The organism is Sphingomonas sediminicola (assembly GCF_014489515.1).
Lineage (GTDB): Bacteria > Pseudomonadota > Alphaproteobacteria > Sphingomonadales > Sphingomonadaceae > Sphingomicrobium > Sphingomicrobium sediminicola.
The window spans coordinates 1,167,727-1,187,628 of sequence record NZ_CP060782.1; the positions used below are offsets into that span (position 1 = coordinate 1,167,727).

Here is a 19,902-nt window from a genome sequence, read left to right on the forward strand (position 1 = left end):
TACTCCATTATCGCTGTCCCCTGTTGACCCCTACAGGTGAGTTTTCCGCGGAAGAGTCCGCTGGTGCTTCCGATTCAAGCGTAGCAAGCTGCTCCGCATCGAAAGCAATTCGCACGTGCGTGCCACCGCCCGGTCGATCAAGGAAGGCAATCTCGCCGTGATGCTCCTCGACAATCTTCTTGACGATCGCGAGGCCCAGGCCGGTCCCGCGCACTCGGGTGGTCATGTACGGCTCAGTCAGTCGCTCGCGCTCTTCAGGTAGCCCCACTCCCGTATCTGTGAGGTCGAAAATCAGCTGCCCGCCGACCTTATGCAGCTTCAAATCGACGCGATCGCCGGCAAGGTTGTGTTCGCCCCTGCTCCGCCGAGCCTCGATCGCTTCGACCGCATTCTTCACGACATTGCTAAGCGCCTGGCCCAGCTGTCGGCGATCACAAACCATCTCGAAGTCGCCCTGCGGCGGCTGGAGCGCGAAACTGATTCCCGGATGGGCGACTTCGTGCAGGAACAGCGACTGACGCGCGATTTCATGCACATTTTCGCGCCGGAACACCGGCTTCGGCATTCGTGCGAAGTTCGAGAATTCGTCGACCATCCGCCGAAGATCGCCGACCTGCCTTACAATCGTTCCGGTCAGCCGCTCGAACGTCTCGCTGTCCGAGGCGATCTCCTTGCCGAAGCGCCGTTGCAGGCGCTCGGCGGCAAGCTGGATCGGGGTCAGCGGGTTCTTGATCTCGTGCGCGATGCGGCGGGCGATATCCGACCAGGCGGCGCGGCGCTGGTCCGAAAGCTGATCTGTGATATCGTCGAAGGTAATGACCGCACCCTGCTGATAACGCACACGCTTTACCGCCAGCGTGCGCTCGCCGGACTTGGACTCCACAAGCACATCGGCCTCACGCTGCTCACCCGCCATGAACTCGCCCAACTCCGGCGAAACATCGGCCAGCGGAACGCCTTCCAGCCCCTCCTGCTCATGTTGCAACAGGCTCTCGGCCGAACGATTGATCAGCAGAATTCGATTGTGTGCATCCAGGGCGACGACACCGGCGGTCACGCTGGAAAGCACGGCCTCGGTAAACGCCCGCCGAGCGTCGAGCTGAGCGTTCGCGGACATCAAGGCGCCCGTCTGCTCTTCCAAGCGCCCGGACATGCGGTTGAAAGCGCTGGCCAGCGTCTGGATCTCGTCCTCAGTCTTCGCGACCGGGACGCGCGTTGAGAAATCGCCCTCTTCAATGCGCCCTGCAGCAGTGACCAACTGACCCACCGGTCGAACGAGCCGGTCCGCGAGCTTCAGGGCCGCAGATATCGCCAGTCCCACGATGACCAAGGCGACGACCAGCAGAGCGCCGTTGAAACGAAGCTGGTTCGTTCGAGAACGAGCGAGAAGGGCCTGATAATCATCAAGCACTTCATTCGCTCGACCGACCTGAAGCGCGATCTCCGGGTCAACGTCGCGTGCGACATAGAGATAGCTGTTAGGCCCGTATGATAGGCGCGTGAGCACAGAAATTCGGTCGGGAGTGTCTGCATCGACCACCGTGTCTGGCGGCGTGCCCTTGAGTTTCCGGACGGCGCTATTGATCCGCTTCTCGTCGATCATCCCGTCGTAGCCATTTACGACAGCCAGCGACTGAACCTGCCCGTTTTGCCTGATTTCAAGAAGCGCCGCCTGGTTCAGCGAACGGAGATAGACTTGCTGAGCCAACGCTTGCTGAAAACGAGGGTCGTCGAGGGTGATCTGTTCCAGAATATCGCCGACGTTTCCGGACATCGCAGTCGCCTCAGCGCCCACTCGGCCCAGTTCATATCGATAAGTGGCATGTGCGACCTGGACCGTGTTCTCGAGCATCGACCGAGCCCGATCCGAGAACCAAAACTCCAAGCCACTTTGAAAAAGCAGTGAAGCGAAAATCGCCACAAATACGGTCGGAACGGCGGCGAGCACTGAGAATAGGGTCACCAGCCGGGCATGAAGCTTTCCGCTTCCCAGCCCCTCCCTCTTCGCGCGACGCCGAGCGACCCGGCGAGAGTAAAGGACCATCAGGGCGATAGCGGGGATGAGGTTTGCCACCAGCAGGAGCGCTATCAGGGCGGTGAAAGCAGCGACCCCGGCACCGAGCTACGCGTCAAAGCCCAGACACTGAACGCCACCGTCACGACCAGGACGGCCGCAACACCCCAGGTCGCGTAACGGGTCACTCGGCCGTTCGCTCGATTGCGAGCGAGCCAAGCGGCGAAGTCAGACCTGGTCAGATTCGATTCGGATGCAGGCGCGTCCACGGGGCGGCCTAGCACGGCAGTTGCACAAAAAACACAGCTACTGAAGCCTATTTGCCGCTTTTTCAGGCTGCGGCCCGGGACAACCAGGGCGAATAGAATTCCCGAAGCATTTCAATGACTACCCGCGGGTCGTCCTGCTGGTTGATCTTGTTTCGAAGCTCGGCCGACCCCGGAAGCCCCTTGGTATACCAGCCGATATGCTTGCGGGCGAGGTTCACTCCCGTGTGCGTGCCGTAGAGCGAGAGCATGTCTTCGTACTGCTCGAGCATGGTCGAAAGTTGCTCATCCAGCTCCGGATCGGGCTTGCCCCTCCTCCGCCCAGCTCGGCCATCGCCTGGCCCAGCAGCCACGGCTTTCCGTAGGCGCCTCGGCCGATCATGACACCGTCGGCACCCGACTGACGAAGCGCCTCTCGCGCATCTTCGATCGAGCAAATGTCGCCGTTGACGATGACCGGGAGCGAAACGGCATCCTTCACGCTGCGGATGAACGCCCAGTCGGCGGTGCCCTTGTACAGCTGGCAACGCGTGCGTCCGTGGACGGTGATCAATTTGATGCCCAGGTCCTCGGCGATGCGGGCGAGCTCGGGCGCGTTAAGGCTCGAATGATCCCAACCCATGCGCATCTTCAGCGTGACAGGCACCTGCACGGCCTTCACCGTAGCTTCTATGAGCGCAGCAGCGAGCGGCAGGTCGCGCATCAAGGCCGAGCCGGCATCGCCGTTTACGACCTTCCTGACCGGACAGCCCATATTGATGTCGATGATCGCGGCACCGCGCTGCTCGTTCAGCCTCGCGGCCTCAGCCATGACGTCAGGCTCGCACCCCGCGAGCTGGACCGATACCGGCTCCTCCGCGGGGTCCCACAGAGCCTTTTGCAGCGACTGACGCGTCTCACGGATCATCGCCTGGCTGGCGATCATCTCGCTGACGGTCAGACCGGCGCCATAGCGCTTCACGACCTTCCGGAACGGGAGGTCGGTGACGCCAGTCATCGGCGCCAGAATCACTGGCGACGCGATCTGGACGGGGCCGATCGATATGGGCTTCAGCTCGGTCATGAGTTCGGCGCATTTAGGGGAACGGCCCTTGGCGGACAAGGCAAGCCGCCGTAAGGCGCCCGCCGCATGACCGTTACCGCTCTCATCGTGGCCGCCGGCAAGGGCGAGCGCCTTGGCGGAGACGTGCCGAAACAGTTCCGTCCGATCGGCGGAAAGCCTGTGCTGCGCTGGGCAGTCGAGGCGATGGTTCGCCACCCTTTGATCAACCAGGTTCGCGTGGTGATCGGAGCAGGCCAGCGCGATCTTGCCGAGGCGGCGCTTAGCGGCCTGCCGGTTGGCGAACTAATTGAGGGTGGCGTGGAACGGTCGGACAGCGTTCTCAACGGCCTCATGGCGATCGCCGAAGGTACGGTGCTCGTCCACGATGCGGCTCGGCCCTTTTGTCCAACTGACGTCATCGACCGCCTGCTTGGCGCCCTGGAAGGCTGCGACGGGGCGGTTCCGGTTGTTGCAGTGGCCGACACGCTCGGGAAGGGCTCCGGTGGCGTCCTCGATGAGCCAGTCGATCGCAAACAACTCTTTCGCGTGCAGACCCCGCAGGCATTTCATGTGGAAGACTTGATCTACGCCTATGAGGAAGCGGGTCGTAATTCCGCAACCGATGAATCTACGGTGATGCTGGCGGCTGGATTGAAGGTGGCGACGGTGGAAGGCGATCCAATGCTTGAGAAGCTGACCACACCGGCGGATTGGTCCCGTGCCGAAGCGATCCTGTCATCGCGTTTCGTTTCAAGGACCGGCCTGGGTTTCGACGTCCACGCCTTCGAAGGTGAAGGACCAATCATGCTCGGCGGAATCGCCATCCCGCACGGACGCGGCCTCGCCGGGCATAGTGATGCCGACGTCGCCTTGCACGCGATCACCGACGCCCTTTTCGGCTGCGCAGGGCTTGGAGACATTGGCCAGCACTTTCCGCCCTCCGACCCCCAATGGAAAGGCGCATCGTCGGACCTGTTCCTTAAGCACGCTGCTGGCATGATCCGCGAGCGCGGTGGCATCATCGATCATGTTGACGTTACGATCATCGCCGAGGAGCCGAAAGTCGGCCCACATCGTTCTGCGATCAGAACGAGGGTCGCGGAGATCCTGGAGCTTGGTGAGAATCAGGTGAGCATCAAGGCGACGACGACCGAGGGCATGGGCTTCACTGGCCGCCGCGAAGGCATTGCGGCACAGGCCGTTGCCAGCATACGGATGATGCGCAATGCCTGACGCCCTGCTCCCCAAAGAACTTGTCGAAAAAGCGCAGCAGGTGGTCGACGCCAATCGCGCCGCCGGGAAGCGCATTGCCGTGGCAGAAAGCTGCACGGGCGGTTTGGTGAGCGCCGCCATCACCGAGATCGCGGGTTCATCAGACGTATTCGAGGCTGGCTACGTCACCTATTCGAACGCCGCCAAAATCGCCGACCTTCACGTCAGCCAGGAAGTCGTCGAGACGTTCGGCGCTGTCAGCATTGCGACCGCCTGGGCAATGGCTCGAGGTGCGCTCCAAGCCTCGGAGGCGGATACTGCGGTTGCTATCACTGGCGTTGCCGGCCCCGGCGGCGGCTCGCCGAGCAAGCCGGTAGGCACTGTCGTCTTCGCCAAGGCGGAGCGCGGAAAGGACCCGTCTCAGATCGTCGCGGACCAGAAGTTCTTCGACGAGCCAAACCGGGCCGGCGTCCGATTTCAGGCTGCGCTTTGCGCGCTCGAATTGTTGATGCCGTAAAGGACGGCAGCGCGCTCCTCGAAGGCACGCGTCATCCGCCGAAGAGCCCTGTCGAACATCTGACCCGCAAGCGCTTCGAAGATGCGTGACCGAAAGGCGAAATCCACCGAAAAGCAGAGGTTCGTGCCGCCGTCGTCCGCAGGCTCGAATTTCCACTCGTTGTGAAGATACTTGAGCGGGCCTTCGACATAATCGACGCAAATTCGGCCGGGCCGCTCCTTAACCACGCGGCTGGTGAAGCGCTCCTTGAAGGCATTGAAGCCCACGACGAGGTCGGCGACTGTTTCCCTTGGGCTCGATGAGCGCACGCGAACAGCGACGACCCAGGGCAGAAATTCGTCATACCGGGCAACGTCCGCAACGAGTTCGAACAACTGCTCGGGTGAGTATGGAAGATGCTTCGTCTCGCTGTGACGCGGCATCAGCCGTTCGCCCGCTCCAGTTGCGCGTTACGGTTCGCCTGCATCTTCTTGAAGTCGTCGCCGGCGTGATAGCTCGACCGCGTCAGCGGCGATGCTGCGACGAGCAGGAAACCCTTTGCACGAGCGATCGCCGCATAGGCGTCGAAAGCCTGAGGAGGGACGAATTCCTCCACTTTCGCATGCCTCGGAGTAGGCTGCAGGTATTGGCCCATGGTCAGAAAATCGACGCCGGCGGAGCGCATATCGTCCATGACCTGGTGCACCTCAAGGCGTTGCTCGCCTAGGCCGACCATCACGCCCGATTTGGTGAAGATATGCGGCGCCTTCCGTTTGACGCTCTCCAAGAGCCGCAGCGACGCATAATATCGAGCACCCGGGCGGATCGTCGGATAGAGCCTCGGTACCGTCTCCAGATTGTGATTGTAAACGTCCGGACCGGCTTCGACGATCGCATCGACCGCGGCTTCGCTCTTGTTCCGGAAGTCGGGCGTCAGGATCTCGATGGTCGTGTTCGGCGTCTGTTTGCGAAGAGCTTCGATCACCTTCACGAACTGCGACGCGCCGCCGTCCGGCAAATCGTCGCGGTCGACCGAGGTCACGACAATATGCTCCAAACCAAGCTCGGCGGCCGCGATCGCCACATGCTCAGGCTCAAGCGGATCGACCGCGCGCGGCATCCCCGTCTTCACGTTGCAGAAGGCGCAGGCTCGCGTGCAAGTGTCGCCAAGGATCATCACGGTCGCGTGTTTCTTGGTCCAGCATTCGCCGATGTTCGGGCAAGCGGCTTCTTCACAAACCGTCGCTAGTCCAAGGTCGCGCATCAATCGGCGCGTCGAATGATACCCTGGGCTGGTCGGCGCCTTTACCCGGATCCAGTCCGGCTTGCGTTGACGAATTACCTGTGCGGGCTCGGTCATGCGGGCCAGATAGCGACTGGCTGAGCCGCTTGCCACCCCTGCCCTCGTGACGCTAGCGGGCACGTATGACGCGCTTCACCGACATGGTCGACGGATATCGACGCTTCCGCACGAACGAATGGCAAGACGAACGGGAACGCTGGAACGAATTAGCCGACGGTCAGAGCCCGAAGGTGATGGTCATCGCCTGTTCCGACAGTCGCGTCGAGCCTGCGATCATTTTCGACGCACGGCCCGGCGAAATGTTTGTGGTGCGCAACATCGCCGCTCTCGCCCCACCATATGAGACGACGCCCGGCCACCACGGCGTTTCGGCGGCGTTGGAATTTGCGGTGACCCAGCTGGAAGTGGAAGAGATCGTCGTCATGGGCCACGGTTCATGCGGAGGTTGTGCCGCGGCTTTGACCGGCCAGTTCGACGAGGCCGAACACGGCGCTGGCCGATTCATCGCCAATTGGGTGAGGATGCTGGATGGGGCCCGGGATGCCGTGACGGCCGAGCACTCTCATCTCGACCCTAAGGCGTTTCTAGAGATGGAGCTGAGGGCGGTTCAGGTGTCCCTCGCCAACCTTCGTACGTTCCCATGGATCGCGGAACGCGAAACAGCCGCGAAGCTCGCGCTTCACGGCTGTCACTTCTCCATCAACGATGGAAAACTTTACGTGCTTGACGAGGCGGAAGGTGTTTTCCGCCCCGCCTGACACGTTCGCCTAGCAGCGAGTGTTGTAGTCGTAGACCGGACGACCGTACTGGTCGACGTAGTAGCAGTAGCCGCGGGTATCGCGGTAATACTGACGGCCATTGACGACAGCGCCGAGAACACCGCCGAGGACAGCGCCAGCGACAGCACCTTCGACCGTGCTCACGCCCGGAACGACAGCGCCCAGGACGCCGCCGGCAACCGCGCCGGCTGCGGCGCCGGTTGCGGCACGGCGAGCCTGATCGTTGCTCTGGCCGTTGTAGTACGGGTCATTGTATCCGTACGGATTGGTAGCGCACGCACTCACAGCGAAACTCGCGGCAAGGGCGGCAGTTATTGCAAACTTCTTCATCGACTGATCCTCCAAGCCCGTTACTCTCCCAATGCGGGTTCAGTGCTCGAACAGGCGTTTCGTTCCCGCATCGATCTATTACGGTACGGTAACATGAATGGATTCCGAACATGAATGACAGGCTCGAAGAGCGCGAAGACAACATCGCTTTGCTCATTGACGCTGACAATGCGAGCCCGGAGCACCTGGACGAGGTCTTGCTCGTCCTCGGCGAGCTAGGTGCGATAAACGTGCGCCGGGCCTACGGAAATTGGGCAAAGACCAGCCTCAAGGGCTGGGGCAATCTCACCGGCATCCATTCAATCGTCCCGATGCAGCAGTTCGACGTTGCCAAGGGTAAGAGCGCAACCGACATGCGCATGACCATCGATGCGATGGATCTCCTCTATCGCGGCCATGTCGACGGATTTGGGATCATGTCCAGCGACAGCGATTTTCTGCCGTTGGCCCAGCGTATTCGCGAGGAAGGCCTTCCGGTCTACGGCTTCGGCACAGCGAAAACGCCATTGGGCTTCCGCCAGGCCTGCACCCGCTTCTTCGATGTCGCGGCGTTGCACTTGCCGCATGACGTTGAGGCCGCCGGAAAGTCAGCGGATGATTCAGCTGGCGTGGTCGACGACGAACTCATTGATCTGCTTGGACAAGCCTACAAAGCTTCGAAGCGCGACGACGACGGCTATGCCTCCCTGTCGGAGCTCGGACAGCGAGCAACCGCGGTCTCGAGCTTCGCGGCGCGCAACTACGGGTTCACGCGCTTGTCGGACCTCATTCGTTCGGTCCCGAATTTCGACGTGCGAACTGCTACCGACGGCAGCTTATTAGTGAAGAGGCTCCGCTAGATTCGGACTGTTGCCTGACTGACACAGGATTCCGAAAGCTGCGTTTCCCACAAGCAACTTAGGAACATAATTTCCGAGCGAAGGTTGTCCCTCGCCGAAGAGGGACGTGGGCTAGACCGGGATTTTGAATGCTGGAAACGAGCCAACCAGAGGCTTTGCTCAACAGCGCGCTTGCCGCTGTAGAAGACGGCGACGGATACCGCGCTGAGCTCGATAAGATCCGGATTCCAATCTACACCACAGATGCGGACGGCTGGGTCACCTACTGGAACCAGGCGTGCGTCGATTTCGCGGGCCGCGAACCTCAACTCGGGGAAGATCGATGGTGCGTAACCTGGCGACTTTTCACGCAGGAAGGCGAATCCCTACCCCACGATGAGTGCCCCATGGCGACGGCAATCAGGGAAAGACGGTCGGTAAGGTCCGAGATCGCGATTGCCCTGCGCCCGAACGGAAGCCGGGTGGCCTTCCGCCCATACCCCACACCTCTATTCGACAAAGCAGGTGATCTCCAGGGTGCAATCAATATGCTGATCGATATCAGCGAAGAGCAGGCCGAAACGCTCAAGGAGCAGGCCGCTCGTTGTAGGCGGCTCGCCAACTCGACCGAAGATCTGTCCGCGCGTGAGATCCTGCGCTCAATGGCCGCGGGCTATGACCGGTCTGCCCAATCTCTCCAGCACAGCTAGAGAATCTCGAGGACCAGCTCGACTTCGTCTCCAGCGGCAATTCCGGCGCGGCGACGGACGTCCGCTTTCACGGGCAGGATGTAGCCTCCGCTCTTCTGCGGAAAAACGGACGTGCGCCACGTCACGTCACCAACCGTCGCTTCGACACGGACTGATCCGAACCCGCCCCGCCGAGCGAAGCTCTCGGCACGGATTTCGCCGGCCATTGCCTCCGGCACGGTCATGAAATGCCAGGTCGCGCTCTCACCGCTCCAGATCCAAAGGGTCGCGGTGAGCTTGATCATACTGCCGGCACCGCGGTCGGGCCCTCCCTCAATCGCCGGCGATGCTCGCGAAGCGCGGTGTAAATGCCGCTGCCGGCGATGAGGGCTGCCCCTAGGATCGTGTGAAGGCTCGGCACGTCGGAGAACAGCAGCCAGCCGTAGATCGTGGCCGCGACGATCTGGAGATAATCGAATGGCGATACGACGGACACGGGAGCGCGCAGCGATGACGTCATGAGCAGCTGGCCGACACCTCCGGCAAGACCGCCCGCAACCACCAGGGCCAAGGCGGTCAATCCGTGCAGCCGCCCGAAGAAAGGCATGAGAAGCCCGCCCACGACTATCCCCGCAATCGCGAACCAAAACACGATCGCCGCAACATTCTCGCTTCGCTGAAGATGCCGCAGGGTGGTCGTGACACCGGCCTGCCCAACTGCGCCGACCAGCGCGATCGCGATGCCGAGGATTGGCAGGCTCGAACCGCCCGGGCGCGCGACGATCAGCACTCCGATGAAGCCAAGCACCACGGCGCCCCAGCGATGCAGGCCGACATCCTCTCTCAGGATGAGAAACGAAAGGATGGTGGCAAAGATCGGCGCGGTGAAGTTGATCGCCGTGGCGTCAGCGAGCGGGAGCAGGATCAAGGCCTGGAAGGTCAGACCCATCGAGAGCAGCCCGAGGCAACTTCGCCAGACATGGGCCAAGGGCCGGTTCGGCTTCAACGATGTCAGGCTCTCGCGTTTCAGCACCCAGAACAGGACGACCGGCAAGCTGAAGAGCGAGCGATAAAAGACGAGCTCCGGCGCGTTGAGCCCTTCCATGGACGCCAGCTTGAGCAAGGCGCCCATGGTCGAGAAGCTCACCCCCGACCCGACCCTGCAGAGGATACCGCTAACGACATGATCGTGGTCATGCGCGGTCCCCCAGGCATCGGATTACCGGGTCAGCTTGCGGTAGCTCATCCGGTGCGGGCGGGTAGCTTCCTCACCCAGGCGCCGGACTTTGTCCTCTTCGTACGCCTCGAAGTTGCCCTCAAACCACTCGACGTGGCTGTCGCCCTCAAACGCCAGAATGTGTGTGGCGAGACGATCGAGGAAGAAGCGGTCGTGGCTGATGACCACGGCGCAGCCGGCGAAGTTCTCGATCGCTTCTTCGAGCGCACCCAGAGTCTCGACGTCGAGATCGTTGGTCGGCTCGTCGAGCAGCAGGACGTTGCCACCGCGCTTCAGCATCTTGGCGATGTTGACGCGGTTGCGTTCACCGCCGGACAGCTTGCCGACGTTCTTCTGCTGGTCCTGGCCCTTGAAGTTGAAGGCCCCGACGTAGGCGCGAGTGGACTGATCGTGGCCGTTGACCTTCATGTAGTCGAGACCGTCCGAGATCTCCTCCCAGACGTTCTTCGAATTATCGAGGTGGTCCCGGCTCTGATCGACGTAGCCGAGGTGCACCGTGGGCCCGATATCGATCTCACCTGAGTCCGGTTTTTCTTGGCCAGTGATCAGCTTGAACAGGGTCGACTTTCCGGCGCCGTTCGGACCGATGACTCCAACGATTCCGCCCGGCGGCAAGGTGAACGACAAATTCTCGAACAACAGCTTGTCGCCATACGCCTTGCTGACGTTCTTCACCTCGATGACCTTGCCACCGAGACGCTCGGGCACCTGGATGAGGATCTCGGCCTTGCCCGGGACGTGCTTTTCCTGCGCAGCCACGAGCTGGTCGAACTTGGCGATACGAGCCTTGGATTTCGTCTGGCGGGCCTTGGCGCCCTGGCGGATCCACTCGAGCTCGTGCCGGATTGCCGTCTGGCGGCCGGTTTCCTCACGCTCTTCCTGCTCAAGGCGCTTGGCCTTCTTCTCCAGGTAGGTCGAATAATTACCCTCGTACGGGAAATACTTCCCGCGATCGATTTCGAGGATCCAGCTCACCACATTGTCGAGGAAGTAGCGATCGTGGGTGATCATCAGGACCGCGCCCGCATATTCCTTGAGGTGCGCCTCGAGCCACTGAACGCTTTCTGCGTCCAGGTGGTTGGTTGGCTCGTCGAGCAGCAGGATCGACGGTTTCTGGATCAGGAGCCTTGTCAGAGCGATACGGCGCTTCTCACCGCCTGAGAGGTTTTCGACCGACCAGTCGGACGGCGGGCAGCGCAGCGCTTCCATCGCAACTTCGAGCTGGTTGTCGAGCGTCCAGCCGTCGACCGCGTCGATCTTGCCCTGAAGTTCGCCCATTTCCTCCATCAGCGCATCGAAGTCGGTGTCGTCCTTCGGATCGCCCATTTCGGCCGAAATTGCATTGAAGCGCTCGACCATATCGGCGACGTCGCGGGCGCCGTCCCTGACGTTCTCGAGCACGTTCTTGTTCGGATCGAGCTGCGGCTCCTGCGGCAGATAGCCGACCGTGACGTTCTCGCCCGGCCAGGCCTCGCCTTGGAAGTCCTTGTCGATGCCGGCCATGATTTTCATCAGCGTCGACTTGCCGGCGCCGTTGGGCCCGACGATGCCGATCTTGGCGCCGTGATAGAATTGCAGATTTATGTGGTTCAGCACCGGCTTCTGGGCGCCGGGGAAGGACTTGGTCATGTCCTTCATGACAAATGCGTATTGGGCGGCCATTGGGTCGCAAGCTTCCTTCGAGTTCGGGATTTGACCGCGAGTTAGGCGATGAACGGCGGGATTTCCACCCCGTCAGTCGCGCCCGACCATCTCCTCGGCATTCCGGAAGCGATAGTCCTTGAACTGCTGCCGGAGCTGGAGCTTTGAAAGCTTGCCTGTCGCCGTATGCGGAAGCTCATCCACGAACTCGATGGCATCCGGCATCCACCACGATGCCACATGCTTTTTCATATGATCGCGGATCTCACCCTCGGTGATGCTGCTTCCCTTGGCACGGACGACGCATAGGAGCGGCCGTTCGTCCCATTTCGGGTGCGGAATTCCGATAGCAGCCGCCTCTGTGACCCCGCCGCAACCAACCGCCGCATTCTCAAGCTCGATCGAGCTGATCCATTCGCCTCCCGACTTGATCACGTCCTTCGACCGGTCGGTGATCTGCATCGTACCGTCGGGATGAAGGACGGCTACGTCGCCGGTATCGAACCATTGCTCTTCGTCGGTCGCGTCCTGCTCGGCTTTGAAGTAGCGCTTGATGACCCACGGTCCGCGGCATTGAAGCCGGCCCGACGACTTGCCGTCGCGCGGCTGAACATTGCCCTCGTCGTCGACGATACGAAGCTCGACGCCGAAAGGCACTCGTCCCTGCCGCGCGATATATTCGACCTGTTCGTCGTCGCTCATCTCATCGAATCCTTGCGGAGGCGCTCCGCAAGTTCCGATCGGCGACGTCTCGGTCATTCCCCAGGCATGGCCAACCCTAACGCCGCGCTCGCGAAGCCAGCGGATCATCGCTCTTGGAGCAGCGGATCCGCCGATCGTGACCTGCTGAAGATCGGGGAACGTGTCTCCTGTGCGCTCGACGTGTTCGATCATCGTCAGCCAGACGGTCGGGACGCCGGCTGAATGGGTGACCCTTTCATCGCGGAAGAGCTGGCACATCTTTTCCGGACGATAGTCGGCCGACAGGACGAGCTTCGCACCTGCGGCCGGCGCAGCCCAAGGCACGCCCCAGGCATTGGCATGGAACATGGGGACGATTGGAAGCACGATCGCCTGCTTCGAAATGCCCATGATGTCGGGGCTCAGCTGGGACAGCGTGTGAAGCATCGTCGAGCGATGCTCGTAGAGCACGCCCTTGGGATTCCCCGTGGTGCCGCTCGTGTAGCAAAGGCCGATCGGTTCGCGCTCGTCGCCATCAATCCAGGTGTAATTGCCGTCTTCGGAATCGATCCATTCACGGAAACCCGGCTGGCCTGGTTCCGGGTCAAAGCAGATGTAATGCTCGATCGTTTTCCACTTCGGCTTCATCCGCTCGACGATCGGCGTGAAGACCCGGTCGTAAAACAGGACGCGGTCCTCGGCGTGGTTCGCGATATAGTCCAGCTGGTCGTCGAACAGCCGCGGATTGATCGTGTGAAGCACCCCACCCATGCCGGTCGTGCCGTACCAGGCAATCAAGTGGTGCTCATGGTTCATCGCGAGAGTGGCGACGCGATCACCTCGGTTGATCCCTAGCCGCTCAAGGGCCTGCGCCATTTTCCGCGCGTCGCGAGCGACGTTGCGCCAGTTCGTTCGTGTCAGCCGTCCATCGGCCCAAGCGGTCACAACCTCCCCGTCGCCATGCTCGCGTTCGGCATGATCGATCAGCCGCGTGACGCGCAGCGACCAGTCTTGCATCGCCCCAAGCCGCACCGTTCTCTCCCCAACTGCAGCGGGAGCAGTGTGTACTTTCAGTTCGAAACCGACAACTGGTTCGTTTTCGCTACGGAAATCAGCTGTTTAAAAGGGCATTTTCATTCCCGGCGGCAGGGGCAGGCCGCTGGTTACCTTCTGCATTTCCGAATTCGCCGCCTGGTCAGCCTTGGCGCGGGCGTCATTGATGGCAGCGGCGACCAGATCCTCTACCATCGCCTTCTCGGACGGCTGGAGCAGGCTCTCGTCGATATCGATGCCGAGGATGGTGCCCTTGGCAGTCGCACGAATCTTCACCAAGCCCCGCCCGCGATGCCTTCAACCTCGATGCTTTCGAGGTTCTGCGTAGCCTTCTGAAGCTCGCTCTGGGCGTTCTGCGCCATCTCCATGAGCTTGTTGAGGTCTAGGTCGGGCATGTTTCAGGCGCCTTTCGTGGAAACAAAGGATTCAAGCGTGGCATCCGGAAACGCTTCGAACGCAGCGCGCACCGCCGGATCGGCCAGCACTTCGGAGCGAACGCGCTCCTCGGCGATTTTCTCCTGATCCAGCAGCGACGGCTCGCCCGTCTCGTCAGAAAGCGACACTTGCCAGTTGCCGCCCGTAGCATCTTTCAGGGCAGCCGCTAGGTCACGCGGCCAATCGCCGCCAAGCGGACGCAGCGGCCTCAGAACAATCTCTGGCGGCGCAAAGCGAACGAGGCCGACCTGATCGTGAAGCTGCACGGCAAGCTGATGCCTTCCCGACCTTTCAAGCGAAGCGATGAGAGCCGGGAAGTCAGCGGGAAGCTGGGCTCTCGGCCCGGCTGGCCGCGACGTCGCGGGCGCCGAGACCGGGACAGCCCCCGCCTCACCAGACAGGCGCGACAGGACGCTTGCGGGATCGGGCAAGTCGGCCGCGTGGATCAGCCGAAGAAGCGCCATCGTCGCCGCTTCCCGGGGATCCGGGGCGACCTGGACGTCGGAGAGACCCTTCAGGAGCATCTGCCAAACTCTGTGGATCTGTCCCCACCCGAGTTGCTCGGCAAGCCGCTCAGCCGATTCGCGCTGCTCGACTGGAAGAGATTCGGCAGAGGCCCCAGCCTTGGTCCGAGTCGCCAGATGCAACTCTTCCATCAACCCACGGATCAGCGAGCCCGGATCGATGCCAAGATCATGCGCTTCATCGAGGTCGGCGAGTGTCGCTCCCGCGTTTGCGGAAAGCACATGTTCCAGCAATCGACGAATGCGGCCACGATCCGCGAGGCCGAGCATGTCACGGACCTGCTCGGCGGTCACGGTACCGCCGCCGTGAGCAATCGCCTGGTCGAGGATAGAGAGACCGTCGCGGGCGGAACCTTCGGCTGCCCGTGCAATCATCCTGAGCGCGTCCTCGTCCACTTCGACACCCTCGGCCTTCGAAACTTCCGCGAAATGAGCCGCGAGCTTTTCAGCTGGAATCCGCCGGAGGTCGAAACGCTGGGTCCGCGACAGGACAGTGAGCGGAACCTTTTCCACTTCGGTCGTTGCGAAAAGGAATTTCACATGCTCAGGCGGTTCTTCAAGAGTCTTCAGCAACGCGTTGAAAGCGCTCTTTGAAAGCATGTGGACTTCGTCGATGATATAGATCTTGTAGCGCGCGCTGACCGAGGCATAGCGGACCGCGTCGATGATCTCCCGGACGTCGTCCACACCCGTGTGTGATGCGGCGTCCATTTCGATCACATCGATATGTCGTCCTTCCGCGATCGCCTTGCACTGTTCGCAAATGCCGCAAGGCGTGATGGTCGGACCGCCTTGCCCGTCCGGCCCAATGCAGTTGAGCGCTTTGGCCACGAGACGCGCGGTCGAGGTCTTGCCGACCCTCGGACGCCGGTGAGCAGGAATGCGTGGGCAATGCGGCCGCGCTGGATCGCGTTGGCGAGCGTTTGCACCATGGCATCCTGCCCGATTAGCTCGGAGAAATCCTGCGGGCGGTACTTTCGCGCAAGCACGCGATACGGAGAGGCGGCAGCCTTCTGAGGCACTTCGGGCAAGTCGAGGCCCAGGCCAGGCGATTCGGATTCGTCCATCAGCTGTGGTTTAGGGGCGCTGTGGGGTCCGCGCCAAGGGCTGGAGGTGGGAGCCGGAACGACCCGAGACGAAATCGTTGTGGCTGCTTCCTTCCGGATCTGACCAGGTTGGCGACAGCCTCGTCCGCCCGACTCCCGCGGCGCATATGGGTTAAGACCTGGGGGCGCGCAAGTTTGCTGCGTATCATGCCCCTTCATCGACCATTCACGCAGCCTGCAGGATGTCGCGATAGCCGAGCCGGAGGCGCCTGCATGTTCCTATTCGCTTTGATTTCATTTCTCGCTTCCGCAACGCAGGCGGAGGAACCAACGGCGCCGATCATTGTCAGAGCATATCCCTGGGCGCCGTTCATAAGCCCGATGGGAGAGCCGTTTCGGTCGCACGCGCCGGATGATGATCCGTTTGCACGCTGGTTTCACCAAGCCGACCGAAACCAGGACGGAATGCTGACAGCCGACGAAATGCGTAGCGACGCGGAGCGGTTCTTTGCCAGGATCGACGCCAATCAGGACGGCAGAATCGATTCCGAGGAACGCATGACTTACGAATCGGAAATCGCACCGGAGGTTCAGTCCGGCTCACAGTGGAAGCGCAGGCGCCAGGAGAGCACTGCAGAGCCTTGGTTGGGGGATGATTCGCAACGAAGCGAACGGCACCGGCGATGGGCGAACGACATCGACGGATATCAACCGGACGGCCTGCAGGGTGCGGCCCGATACGGCTTACTCAATCTCCCGGAACCCGTCGCGGGCGCGGATGCGGATTTCGACCGATTCGTTTCGCTGGACGAATTCAGGCGCGCTGCCTCATATCGCTTTCAACTGCTCGACAACGATCGCTCGGGCCGGCTCTCAATGCAGAACCTCAAAGTGCTTCTGCCGTCCCGACCGAAAGAGGGAAAGCGCGTCAAGCGCCCCAAGAACGCCCCCGACACGAGAATCGGTCTTCCCCTGCCAGAGAGGAGCTAGGTCCTCGGGACCCGTGCCCTCAATCCATTAATCCGCCTTCTTCAGCCGTACAGCCAATTCTTGGAACCCGCTGGAATGCGGACGCCCAAAGTCTCCATGTCCTCGGTAAGGATGATCTGGCAGGCGAGCCGAGACGTTCTGGTCGCGTGGGCGGCGAGATCCAGTAAGTCCTCTTCCTCGTCGCTTGCATGCGGCAATTTCTCGAAATCCACCTTGTCGACGATTACGTGGCAGGTCGAGCAGGCCATGACGCCCTCACAGGCACCCTCAATGGGCTGGCCCGCGGCCCAGGCGACATCGAGCAGCCGCTGACCGGACTTGGCCTCGACTTCCTTGTCGAGGGTGCCGTCCGGCTTGTGGAAACGCACCTTGATCACGCGGCCAGGCCTCGTTGGGTGCGGGCAGCCGCGTCAATGCGGTTCACGGCGTCGAGGACCTCTTCCTTGCTGGTGTACCTTCCGAACCCGAGCCGGATGGATGAGCGGGCATCGCGATCACTGAGACCGATGGCGCGCAACACGTGGCTCGGGCGGCCAGATCCGCTTGCGCAGGCTGAACCGAGAGAAAAAGCAACATCCCGAAGCTCGGCGATGATCCGAGCCGCGTCGACGCCGGGCCAGCATATATTGAGGTTCCCATGGTAGCGCTGGGTCATGCTGCCGTTGATGATCCAATCGGTCATCAGTGAAGAACCGGCTGCGATCCAAAGCTCTTCGACATGCTCGTGATCGGATTGGCGGCGCTCCGTGGCCAGCTTCGCCGCAACTCCGAATCCGACGCACAGTGCTGGAGACAAGGTTCCTGAACGCAACCCCATCTCCTGCCCGCCTCCATGGATCAACGGCGCCGGCTCAACGCCGTCCCGCATCCAAAGCGCTCCGATGCCCTTCGGCCCGTGAATCTTATGGGCAGATACGGCGGCGAGATCGGGTCCCTCCGGTATTTCGACACGCCCAAGCCCTGAACCGCGTCGCAAAGCATCAGCGCTCCAACCTCATGCGCGAGCTCCGCAATTTCGGCGATCGGCTGGATCACACCGATCTCATTGTTGACGAGCATGACTGCGACAATCGCAACGCGGTCATCCAACTCGGCCTTCACATTTTCGAGATTGAGCAGGCCGTCGGCCCCGACGGGAAGGCGCGTAAGGTCAAAGCCCCTCCCTTGAGCCACTCGCACGTATCGAGGACCGCGGCATGCTCGGTGGCGACCGTAACGATTCGATTGCGGCCCTTCGTCTTTTCCAGCGTGCCCTTGAGGGCCCAGTTGAGAGCCTCTGTCGCGCTCCCGGTAAACGCCAGGCGTCCGCCAGTGAGCCCGATCGCCTCTGAAACCTCCTTACGGGCCATTTCGATGGCCGCAGCGGCCTCACGGCCCCAGCGCGAGGGCGAGTGAGGATTGGCGAACTTCTCCTCGATCCAGGGCCGCATCGCGTCCGCGACTTCCGGAGCGACCGGAGTGGTGGCCTGATAATCGAGGTAGATCATGCCGCCCTGGACGCGGCTCGCTCGTATATCCGCCGCCATTCACCAAGGAAGCGATCGATATCCGCTTCATTCGTCTGCGGACCGAAGCTGATGCGGATGAAGCAGCTGCCGACTTCCGCTGGCAGACCCATTGCCTCGAGAACCCGGCTCGGCTTCATGCTCCCCGATGAGCAGGCGCTACCCGCAGACACTGCTATTCCGGCTAGGTCGAACTGGACCAGCTGGCTCGAACTGGCGACGCCCGGCATCGCATAGGCTCCGATCGTCGGATTGCGCGGACTGTCGCCGGCAATGACAGTACCACCTGCCGATACGATTGCGTCCTCGAGGCGAGTGCGCAACGCGGTCAGGCGGTCCATGTCATAGGGCTTCGCTGCAAGTGCCGCAGCGAAACCAGCTGCGCTCGGAACATCCTGGGTACCGCGCCTATAGCCCTTCTCCTGCCCGCCGACCGGCTCAAGAGTTGCGAGATCCCTGACCAGCAACACACCGACGCCAGGTGGTCCGCCAAGCTTGTGAGCACAGGCCGCGATGAAGTCGGCATCGGGAAGCGGCAATTTGCTCGCTGACTGAGCGCAGTCGGCCAGAAGCAACGATCCCGCCTCACGAATACGCGGCGCCAATCGCTCCAGCGGCTGGACGACCCCCGTTTCGTTGTTCACGTGCTGAATCGCGACGAGGGCCGGCCCATCGGCAATGATCGCGTCGAGAGCATTCTCGTCGACTAGACCGTCCGAACCAACCGGTATGACCTTTGATGCCTCACCCATGGCATGCGGGACGATTGCATGTTCCGTCGCCCCGTAGACCCGCCCTGGAATTCGCGCGCGGCTGCCCGCGATCTCCACGGCCTCACTCGCACCTGATGTGAAGATGACGTCATGGCGCCAGTCGAGAACCTCGGCGATTGTGCCGCGCGACTGCTCGAGCAGCCCGCGGGCAGCGCGTCCCTCGGCATAAGGCGAATTCGGATTCGCCCATGAGTCGAGTGCATTGGCGATGGCTGCTCTCGCCTCCGGAAGAACGGGAGTAGTCGCTGCATGGTCGAGATAGAGGCGGTCGTTGACGGTCAAAACGCTCGGATTCCTGCCGATTGCCAGTTGAACGGCCGCACCTATATAGGAGCCACCGCCGCGGTGCACCCGCAGTTGCGGCCAAAGCTATACGCGAACTCACGGAATTCCATGCCCGAAGTCATTTTCCCTGGCCCCGAGGGCCGCCTCGAAGGTCGTTTCCATCCCGGCACGCGCCCGCGCGCGCCGGTCGCCATGGTCCTGCACTCACATCCGCAGGCCGGCGGCACGATGAACAACAAGATCGTCCAGCTGCTCTATCAAACCTTCGTGAAGCGCGGCTTTGCGACCCTGCGGTTCAATTTCCGCGGCGTTGGCAAGAGCCAGGGCACGTTCGACAACGGCATCGGAGAGCTCAGCGATGCAGCTTCGGCCCTCGACTGGGTGCAGCAGATTCACCCGGAGGCCGAGACGACCTGGGTTGCCGGCGTCAGCTTCGGTGCCTGGATCGGCATGCAGCTTCTCATGCGCCGTCCGGAAATCCGCGGTTTCATCTCGATCGCTCCGCCGGCGAACATGTACGACTTCAGCTTCCTAGCGCCATGTCCCTCTTCAGGCATCATCATCCAGGGCGAGGCGGACGAAGTCGTGACGCCAAGCGCTGTCCAGAAGCTCGTCGACAAGCTCCGCACCCAGCGGCACATCACCATTCATCACGACACGATCCCGGGCGCGAACCACTTTTTCGCGAACGAACTCGATCTGCTGATGAAGAGCGTCGACGATTATCTCGACATGCGGCTGGCAACCGACAAACCGGCTCCGGCGATCACCAAGCGCTAAAGC

17 protein-coding genes, 1 other RNA gene and 4 pseudogenes are annotated in these 19,902 nt (G+C 61.8%); 7 read left to right on the forward strand and 15 right to left on the reverse strand.

Going from position 1 to position 19,902, the window contains the following annotated elements; all coding sequences use genetic code 11:
• Nucleotides 1–7 precede the first annotated feature (7 nt).
• Together H9L14_RS06290 and dusB are read right to left on the reverse strand one after the other, a co-directional pair.
• The gene (locus tag H9L14_RS06290; RefSeq protein ID WP_187709639.1) at nucleotides 8–2,074 is read right to left on the reverse strand and encodes a sensor histidine kinase NtrY-like; all 2,067 of its coding nucleotides are present in this window, start codon (nucleotides 2,072–2,074) and stop codon (nucleotides 8–10) included.
• Between the two features lie 271 nt (nucleotides 2,075–2,345).
• Nucleotides 2,346–3,343, reverse strand: a pseudogene (dusB, locus tag H9L14_RS06295) (tRNA dihydrouridine synthase DusB).
• Between the two features lie 66 nt (nucleotides 3,344–3,409).
• Between dusB and H9L14_RS06300 the strand changes: the two are divergent.
• The gene (locus H9L14_RS06300) at nucleotides 3,410–4,555 is read left to right on the forward strand and encodes a bifunctional 2-C-methyl-D-erythritol 4-phosphate cytidylyltransferase/2-C-methyl-D-erythritol 2,4-cyclodiphosphate synthase (protein ID WP_187709640.1); all 1,146 of its coding nucleotides are present in this window, start codon (nucleotides 3,410–3,412) and stop codon (nucleotides 4,553–4,555) included.
• Nucleotides 4,548–5,051, forward strand: a complete 504-nt coding sequence (locus H9L14_RS06305; RefSeq protein WP_187709641.1) for a CinA family protein — start codon at nucleotides 4,548–4,550, stop codon at nucleotides 5,049–5,051. The genes H9L14_RS06300 and H9L14_RS06305 overlap by 8 nt, the downstream gene beginning before the upstream one ends.
• On the opposite strand, the gene H9L14_RS06310 is transcribed toward H9L14_RS06305, so the two are convergent.
• Complete coding sequence (locus tag H9L14_RS06310; protein ID WP_187709642.1) at nucleotides 5,012–5,473, reverse strand: type II toxin-antitoxin system RatA family toxin; 462 nt, start codon at nucleotides 5,471–5,473, stop codon at nucleotides 5,012–5,014. The genes H9L14_RS06305 and H9L14_RS06310 overlap by 40 nt on opposite strands.
• Entirely contained in the window at nucleotides 5,473–6,390 is a 918-nt protein-coding gene (gene lipA / locus H9L14_RS06315) for a lipoyl synthase (protein ID WP_187709643.1), read from the reverse strand. The genes H9L14_RS06310 and lipA overlap by 1 nt, the downstream gene beginning before the upstream one ends.
• A 65-nt stretch (nucleotides 6,391–6,455) precedes the next feature.
• On the opposite strand from lipA, the gene H9L14_RS06320 reads away from it, so the two are divergent.
• Complete coding sequence (locus H9L14_RS06320; RefSeq protein WP_187709644.1) at nucleotides 6,456–7,091, forward strand: carbonic anhydrase; 636 nt, start codon at nucleotides 6,456–6,458, stop codon at nucleotides 7,089–7,091.
• 9 nt (nucleotides 7,092–7,100) lie between these two features.
• Here H9L14_RS06320 and H9L14_RS06325 read toward each other — a convergent pair whose 3' ends face one another.
• On the reverse strand, nucleotides 7,101–7,442 hold the full coding sequence (locus H9L14_RS06325) for a hypothetical protein (RefSeq protein ID WP_187709645.1): 342 nt from the start codon (nucleotides 7,440–7,442) through the stop codon (nucleotides 7,101–7,103).
• Between the two features lie 110 nt (nucleotides 7,443–7,552).
• On the opposite strand from H9L14_RS06325, the gene H9L14_RS06330 reads away from it, so the two are divergent.
• Nucleotides 7,553–8,281, forward strand: a complete 729-nt coding sequence (locus tag H9L14_RS06330; RefSeq protein WP_187709646.1) for an NYN domain-containing protein — start codon at nucleotides 7,553–7,555, stop codon at nucleotides 8,279–8,281.
• Between the two features lie 128 nt (nucleotides 8,282–8,409).
• On the forward strand, nucleotides 8,410–8,970 hold the full coding sequence (locus H9L14_RS06335; protein WP_187709647.1) for a PAS domain-containing protein: 561 nt from the start codon (nucleotides 8,410–8,412) through the stop codon (nucleotides 8,968–8,970).
• On the opposite strand, the gene H9L14_RS06340 is transcribed toward H9L14_RS06335, so the two are convergent.
• The 7 genes and pseudogenes from H9L14_RS06340 to ffs form a co-directional block, all read right to left on the reverse strand.
• Nucleotides 8,967–9,254, reverse strand: a complete 288-nt coding sequence (locus H9L14_RS06340) for a DUF1905 domain-containing protein (protein WP_187709648.1) — start codon at nucleotides 9,252–9,254, stop codon at nucleotides 8,967–8,969. The genes H9L14_RS06335 and H9L14_RS06340 overlap by 4 nt on opposite strands.
• Nucleotides 9,251–10,120: a DMT family transporter gene (locus tag H9L14_RS06345; protein WP_281389446.1), complete on the reverse strand. Its 870-nt coding sequence runs from the start codon at nucleotides 10,118–10,120 to the stop codon at nucleotides 9,251–9,253. The genes H9L14_RS06340 and H9L14_RS06345 overlap by 4 nt, the downstream gene beginning before the upstream one ends.
• A gap of 48 nt (nucleotides 10,121–10,168) precedes the next feature.
• A complete protein-coding gene (ettA, locus tag H9L14_RS06350) occupies nucleotides 10,169–11,848 on the reverse strand; it encodes an energy-dependent translational throttle protein EttA (RefSeq protein WP_187709649.1) in 1,680 nt (559 codons plus the stop codon).
• 72 nt (nucleotides 11,849–11,920) lie between these two features.
• Entirely contained in the window at nucleotides 11,921–13,525 is a 1,605-nt protein-coding gene (locus H9L14_RS06355; RefSeq protein ID WP_187709650.1) for a long-chain fatty acid--CoA ligase, read from the reverse strand.
• 102 nt (nucleotides 13,526–13,627) lie between these two features.
• A pseudogene (locus H9L14_RS06360) lies at nucleotides 13,628–13,956 on the reverse strand (YbaB/EbfC family nucleoid-associated protein).
• 3 nt (nucleotides 13,957–13,959) lie between these two features.
• A pseudogene (locus H9L14_RS06365) lies at nucleotides 13,960–15,587 on the reverse strand (DNA polymerase III subunit gamma/tau).
• A 42-nt stretch (nucleotides 15,588–15,629) separates the two neighbouring features.
• An RNA gene (ffs, locus tag H9L14_RS06370) (signal recognition particle sRNA small type) lies at nucleotides 15,630–15,727 on the reverse strand.
• 220 nt (nucleotides 15,728–15,947) lie between these two features.
• Between ffs and H9L14_RS06375 the strand changes: the two genes are divergently transcribed.
• On the forward strand, nucleotides 15,948–16,556 hold the full coding sequence (locus H9L14_RS06375) for an EF-hand domain-containing protein (RefSeq protein WP_281389447.1): 609 nt from the start codon (nucleotides 15,948–15,950) through the stop codon (nucleotides 16,554–16,556).
• Between the two features lie 41 nt (nucleotides 16,557–16,597).
• Here H9L14_RS06375 and H9L14_RS06380 read toward each other — a convergent pair whose 3' ends face one another.
• The 3 genes and pseudogenes from H9L14_RS06380 to H9L14_RS06390 all read right to left on the reverse strand — a co-directional run bounded on the left by H9L14_RS06380 (nucleotide 16,598) and on the right by H9L14_RS06390 (nucleotide 19,116).
• The gene (locus H9L14_RS06380; protein ID WP_187709652.1) at nucleotides 16,598–16,933 is read right to left on the reverse strand and encodes a 2Fe-2S iron-sulfur cluster-binding protein; all 336 of its coding nucleotides are present in this window, start codon (nucleotides 16,931–16,933) and stop codon (nucleotides 16,598–16,600) included.
• A pseudogene (locus tag H9L14_RS06385) lies at nucleotides 16,930–18,043 on the reverse strand (cysteine desulfurase family protein). Before H9L14_RS06385 ends, H9L14_RS06380 begins: the two are co-directional and overlap by 4 nt.
• Nucleotides 18,040–19,116, reverse strand: a complete 1,077-nt coding sequence (locus H9L14_RS06390) for a cysteine desulfurase family protein (RefSeq protein ID WP_187709653.1) — start codon at nucleotides 19,114–19,116, stop codon at nucleotides 18,040–18,042. Before H9L14_RS06390 ends, H9L14_RS06385 begins: the two are co-directional and overlap by 4 nt.
• Nucleotides 19,117–19,227: 111 nt before the next feature.
• Between H9L14_RS06390 and H9L14_RS06395 the strand changes: the two genes are divergently transcribed.
• Nucleotides 19,228–19,899, forward strand: a complete 672-nt coding sequence (locus H9L14_RS06395) for an alpha/beta hydrolase (protein WP_187709654.1) — start codon at nucleotides 19,228–19,230, stop codon at nucleotides 19,897–19,899.
• The last annotated feature ends 3 nt before the right edge of the window (nucleotides 19,900–19,902 follow it).

What these genes read in the sequence shown, in the direction of transcription:
- H9L14_RS06310 (WP_187709642.1), bottom strand. Translation starts at nt 5,473, where the DNA reads ATGCCGCGTCACAGCGAGACGAAGCATCTTCCATACTCACCCGAGCAG.
- H9L14_RS06340 (WP_187709648.1), bottom strand. Translation starts at nt 9,254, where the DNA reads ATGATCAAGCTCACCGCGACCCTTTGGATCTGGAGCGGTGAGAGCGCG.
- lipA (WP_187709643.1), bottom strand. Translation starts at nt 6,390, where the DNA reads ATGACCGAGCCCGCACAGGTAATTCGTCAACGCAAGCCGGACTGGATC.
- H9L14_RS06320 (WP_187709644.1), top strand. Translation starts at nt 6,456, where the DNA reads ATGACGCGCTTCACCGACATGGTCGACGGATATCGACGCTTCCGCACG.
- H9L14_RS06375 (WP_281389447.1), top strand. Translation starts at nt 15,948, where the DNA reads ATGGGAGAGCCGTTTCGGTCGCACGCGCCGGATGATGATCCGTTTGCA.
- H9L14_RS06355 (WP_187709650.1), bottom strand. Translation starts at nt 13,525, where the DNA reads ATGCAAGACTGGTCGCTGCGCGTCACGCGGCTGATCGATCATGCCGAA.
- H9L14_RS06330 (WP_187709646.1), top strand. Translation starts at nt 7,553, where the DNA reads ATGAATGACAGGCTCGAAGAGCGCGAAGACAACATCGCTTTGCTCATT.
- H9L14_RS06325 (WP_187709645.1), bottom strand. Translation starts at nt 7,442, where the DNA reads ATGAAGAAGTTTGCAATAACTGCCGCCCTTGCCGCGAGTTTCGCTGTG.
- H9L14_RS06300 (WP_187709640.1), top strand. Translation starts at nt 3,410, where the DNA reads ATGACCGTTACCGCTCTCATCGTGGCCGCCGGCAAGGGCGAGCGCCTT.
- ettA (WP_187709649.1), bottom strand. Translation starts at nt 11,848, where the DNA reads ATGGCCGCCCAATACGCATTTGTCATGAAGGACATGACCAAGTCCTTC.
- H9L14_RS06395 (WP_187709654.1), top strand. Translation starts at nt 19,228, where the DNA reads ATGCCCGAAGTCATTTTCCCTGGCCCCGAGGGCCGCCTCGAAGGTCGT.
- H9L14_RS06305 (WP_187709641.1), top strand. Translation starts at nt 4,548, where the DNA reads ATGCCTGACGCCCTGCTCCCCAAAGAACTTGTCGAAAAAGCGCAGCAG.
- H9L14_RS06335 (WP_187709647.1), top strand. Translation starts at nt 8,410, where the DNA reads ATGCTGGAAACGAGCCAACCAGAGGCTTTGCTCAACAGCGCGCTTGCC.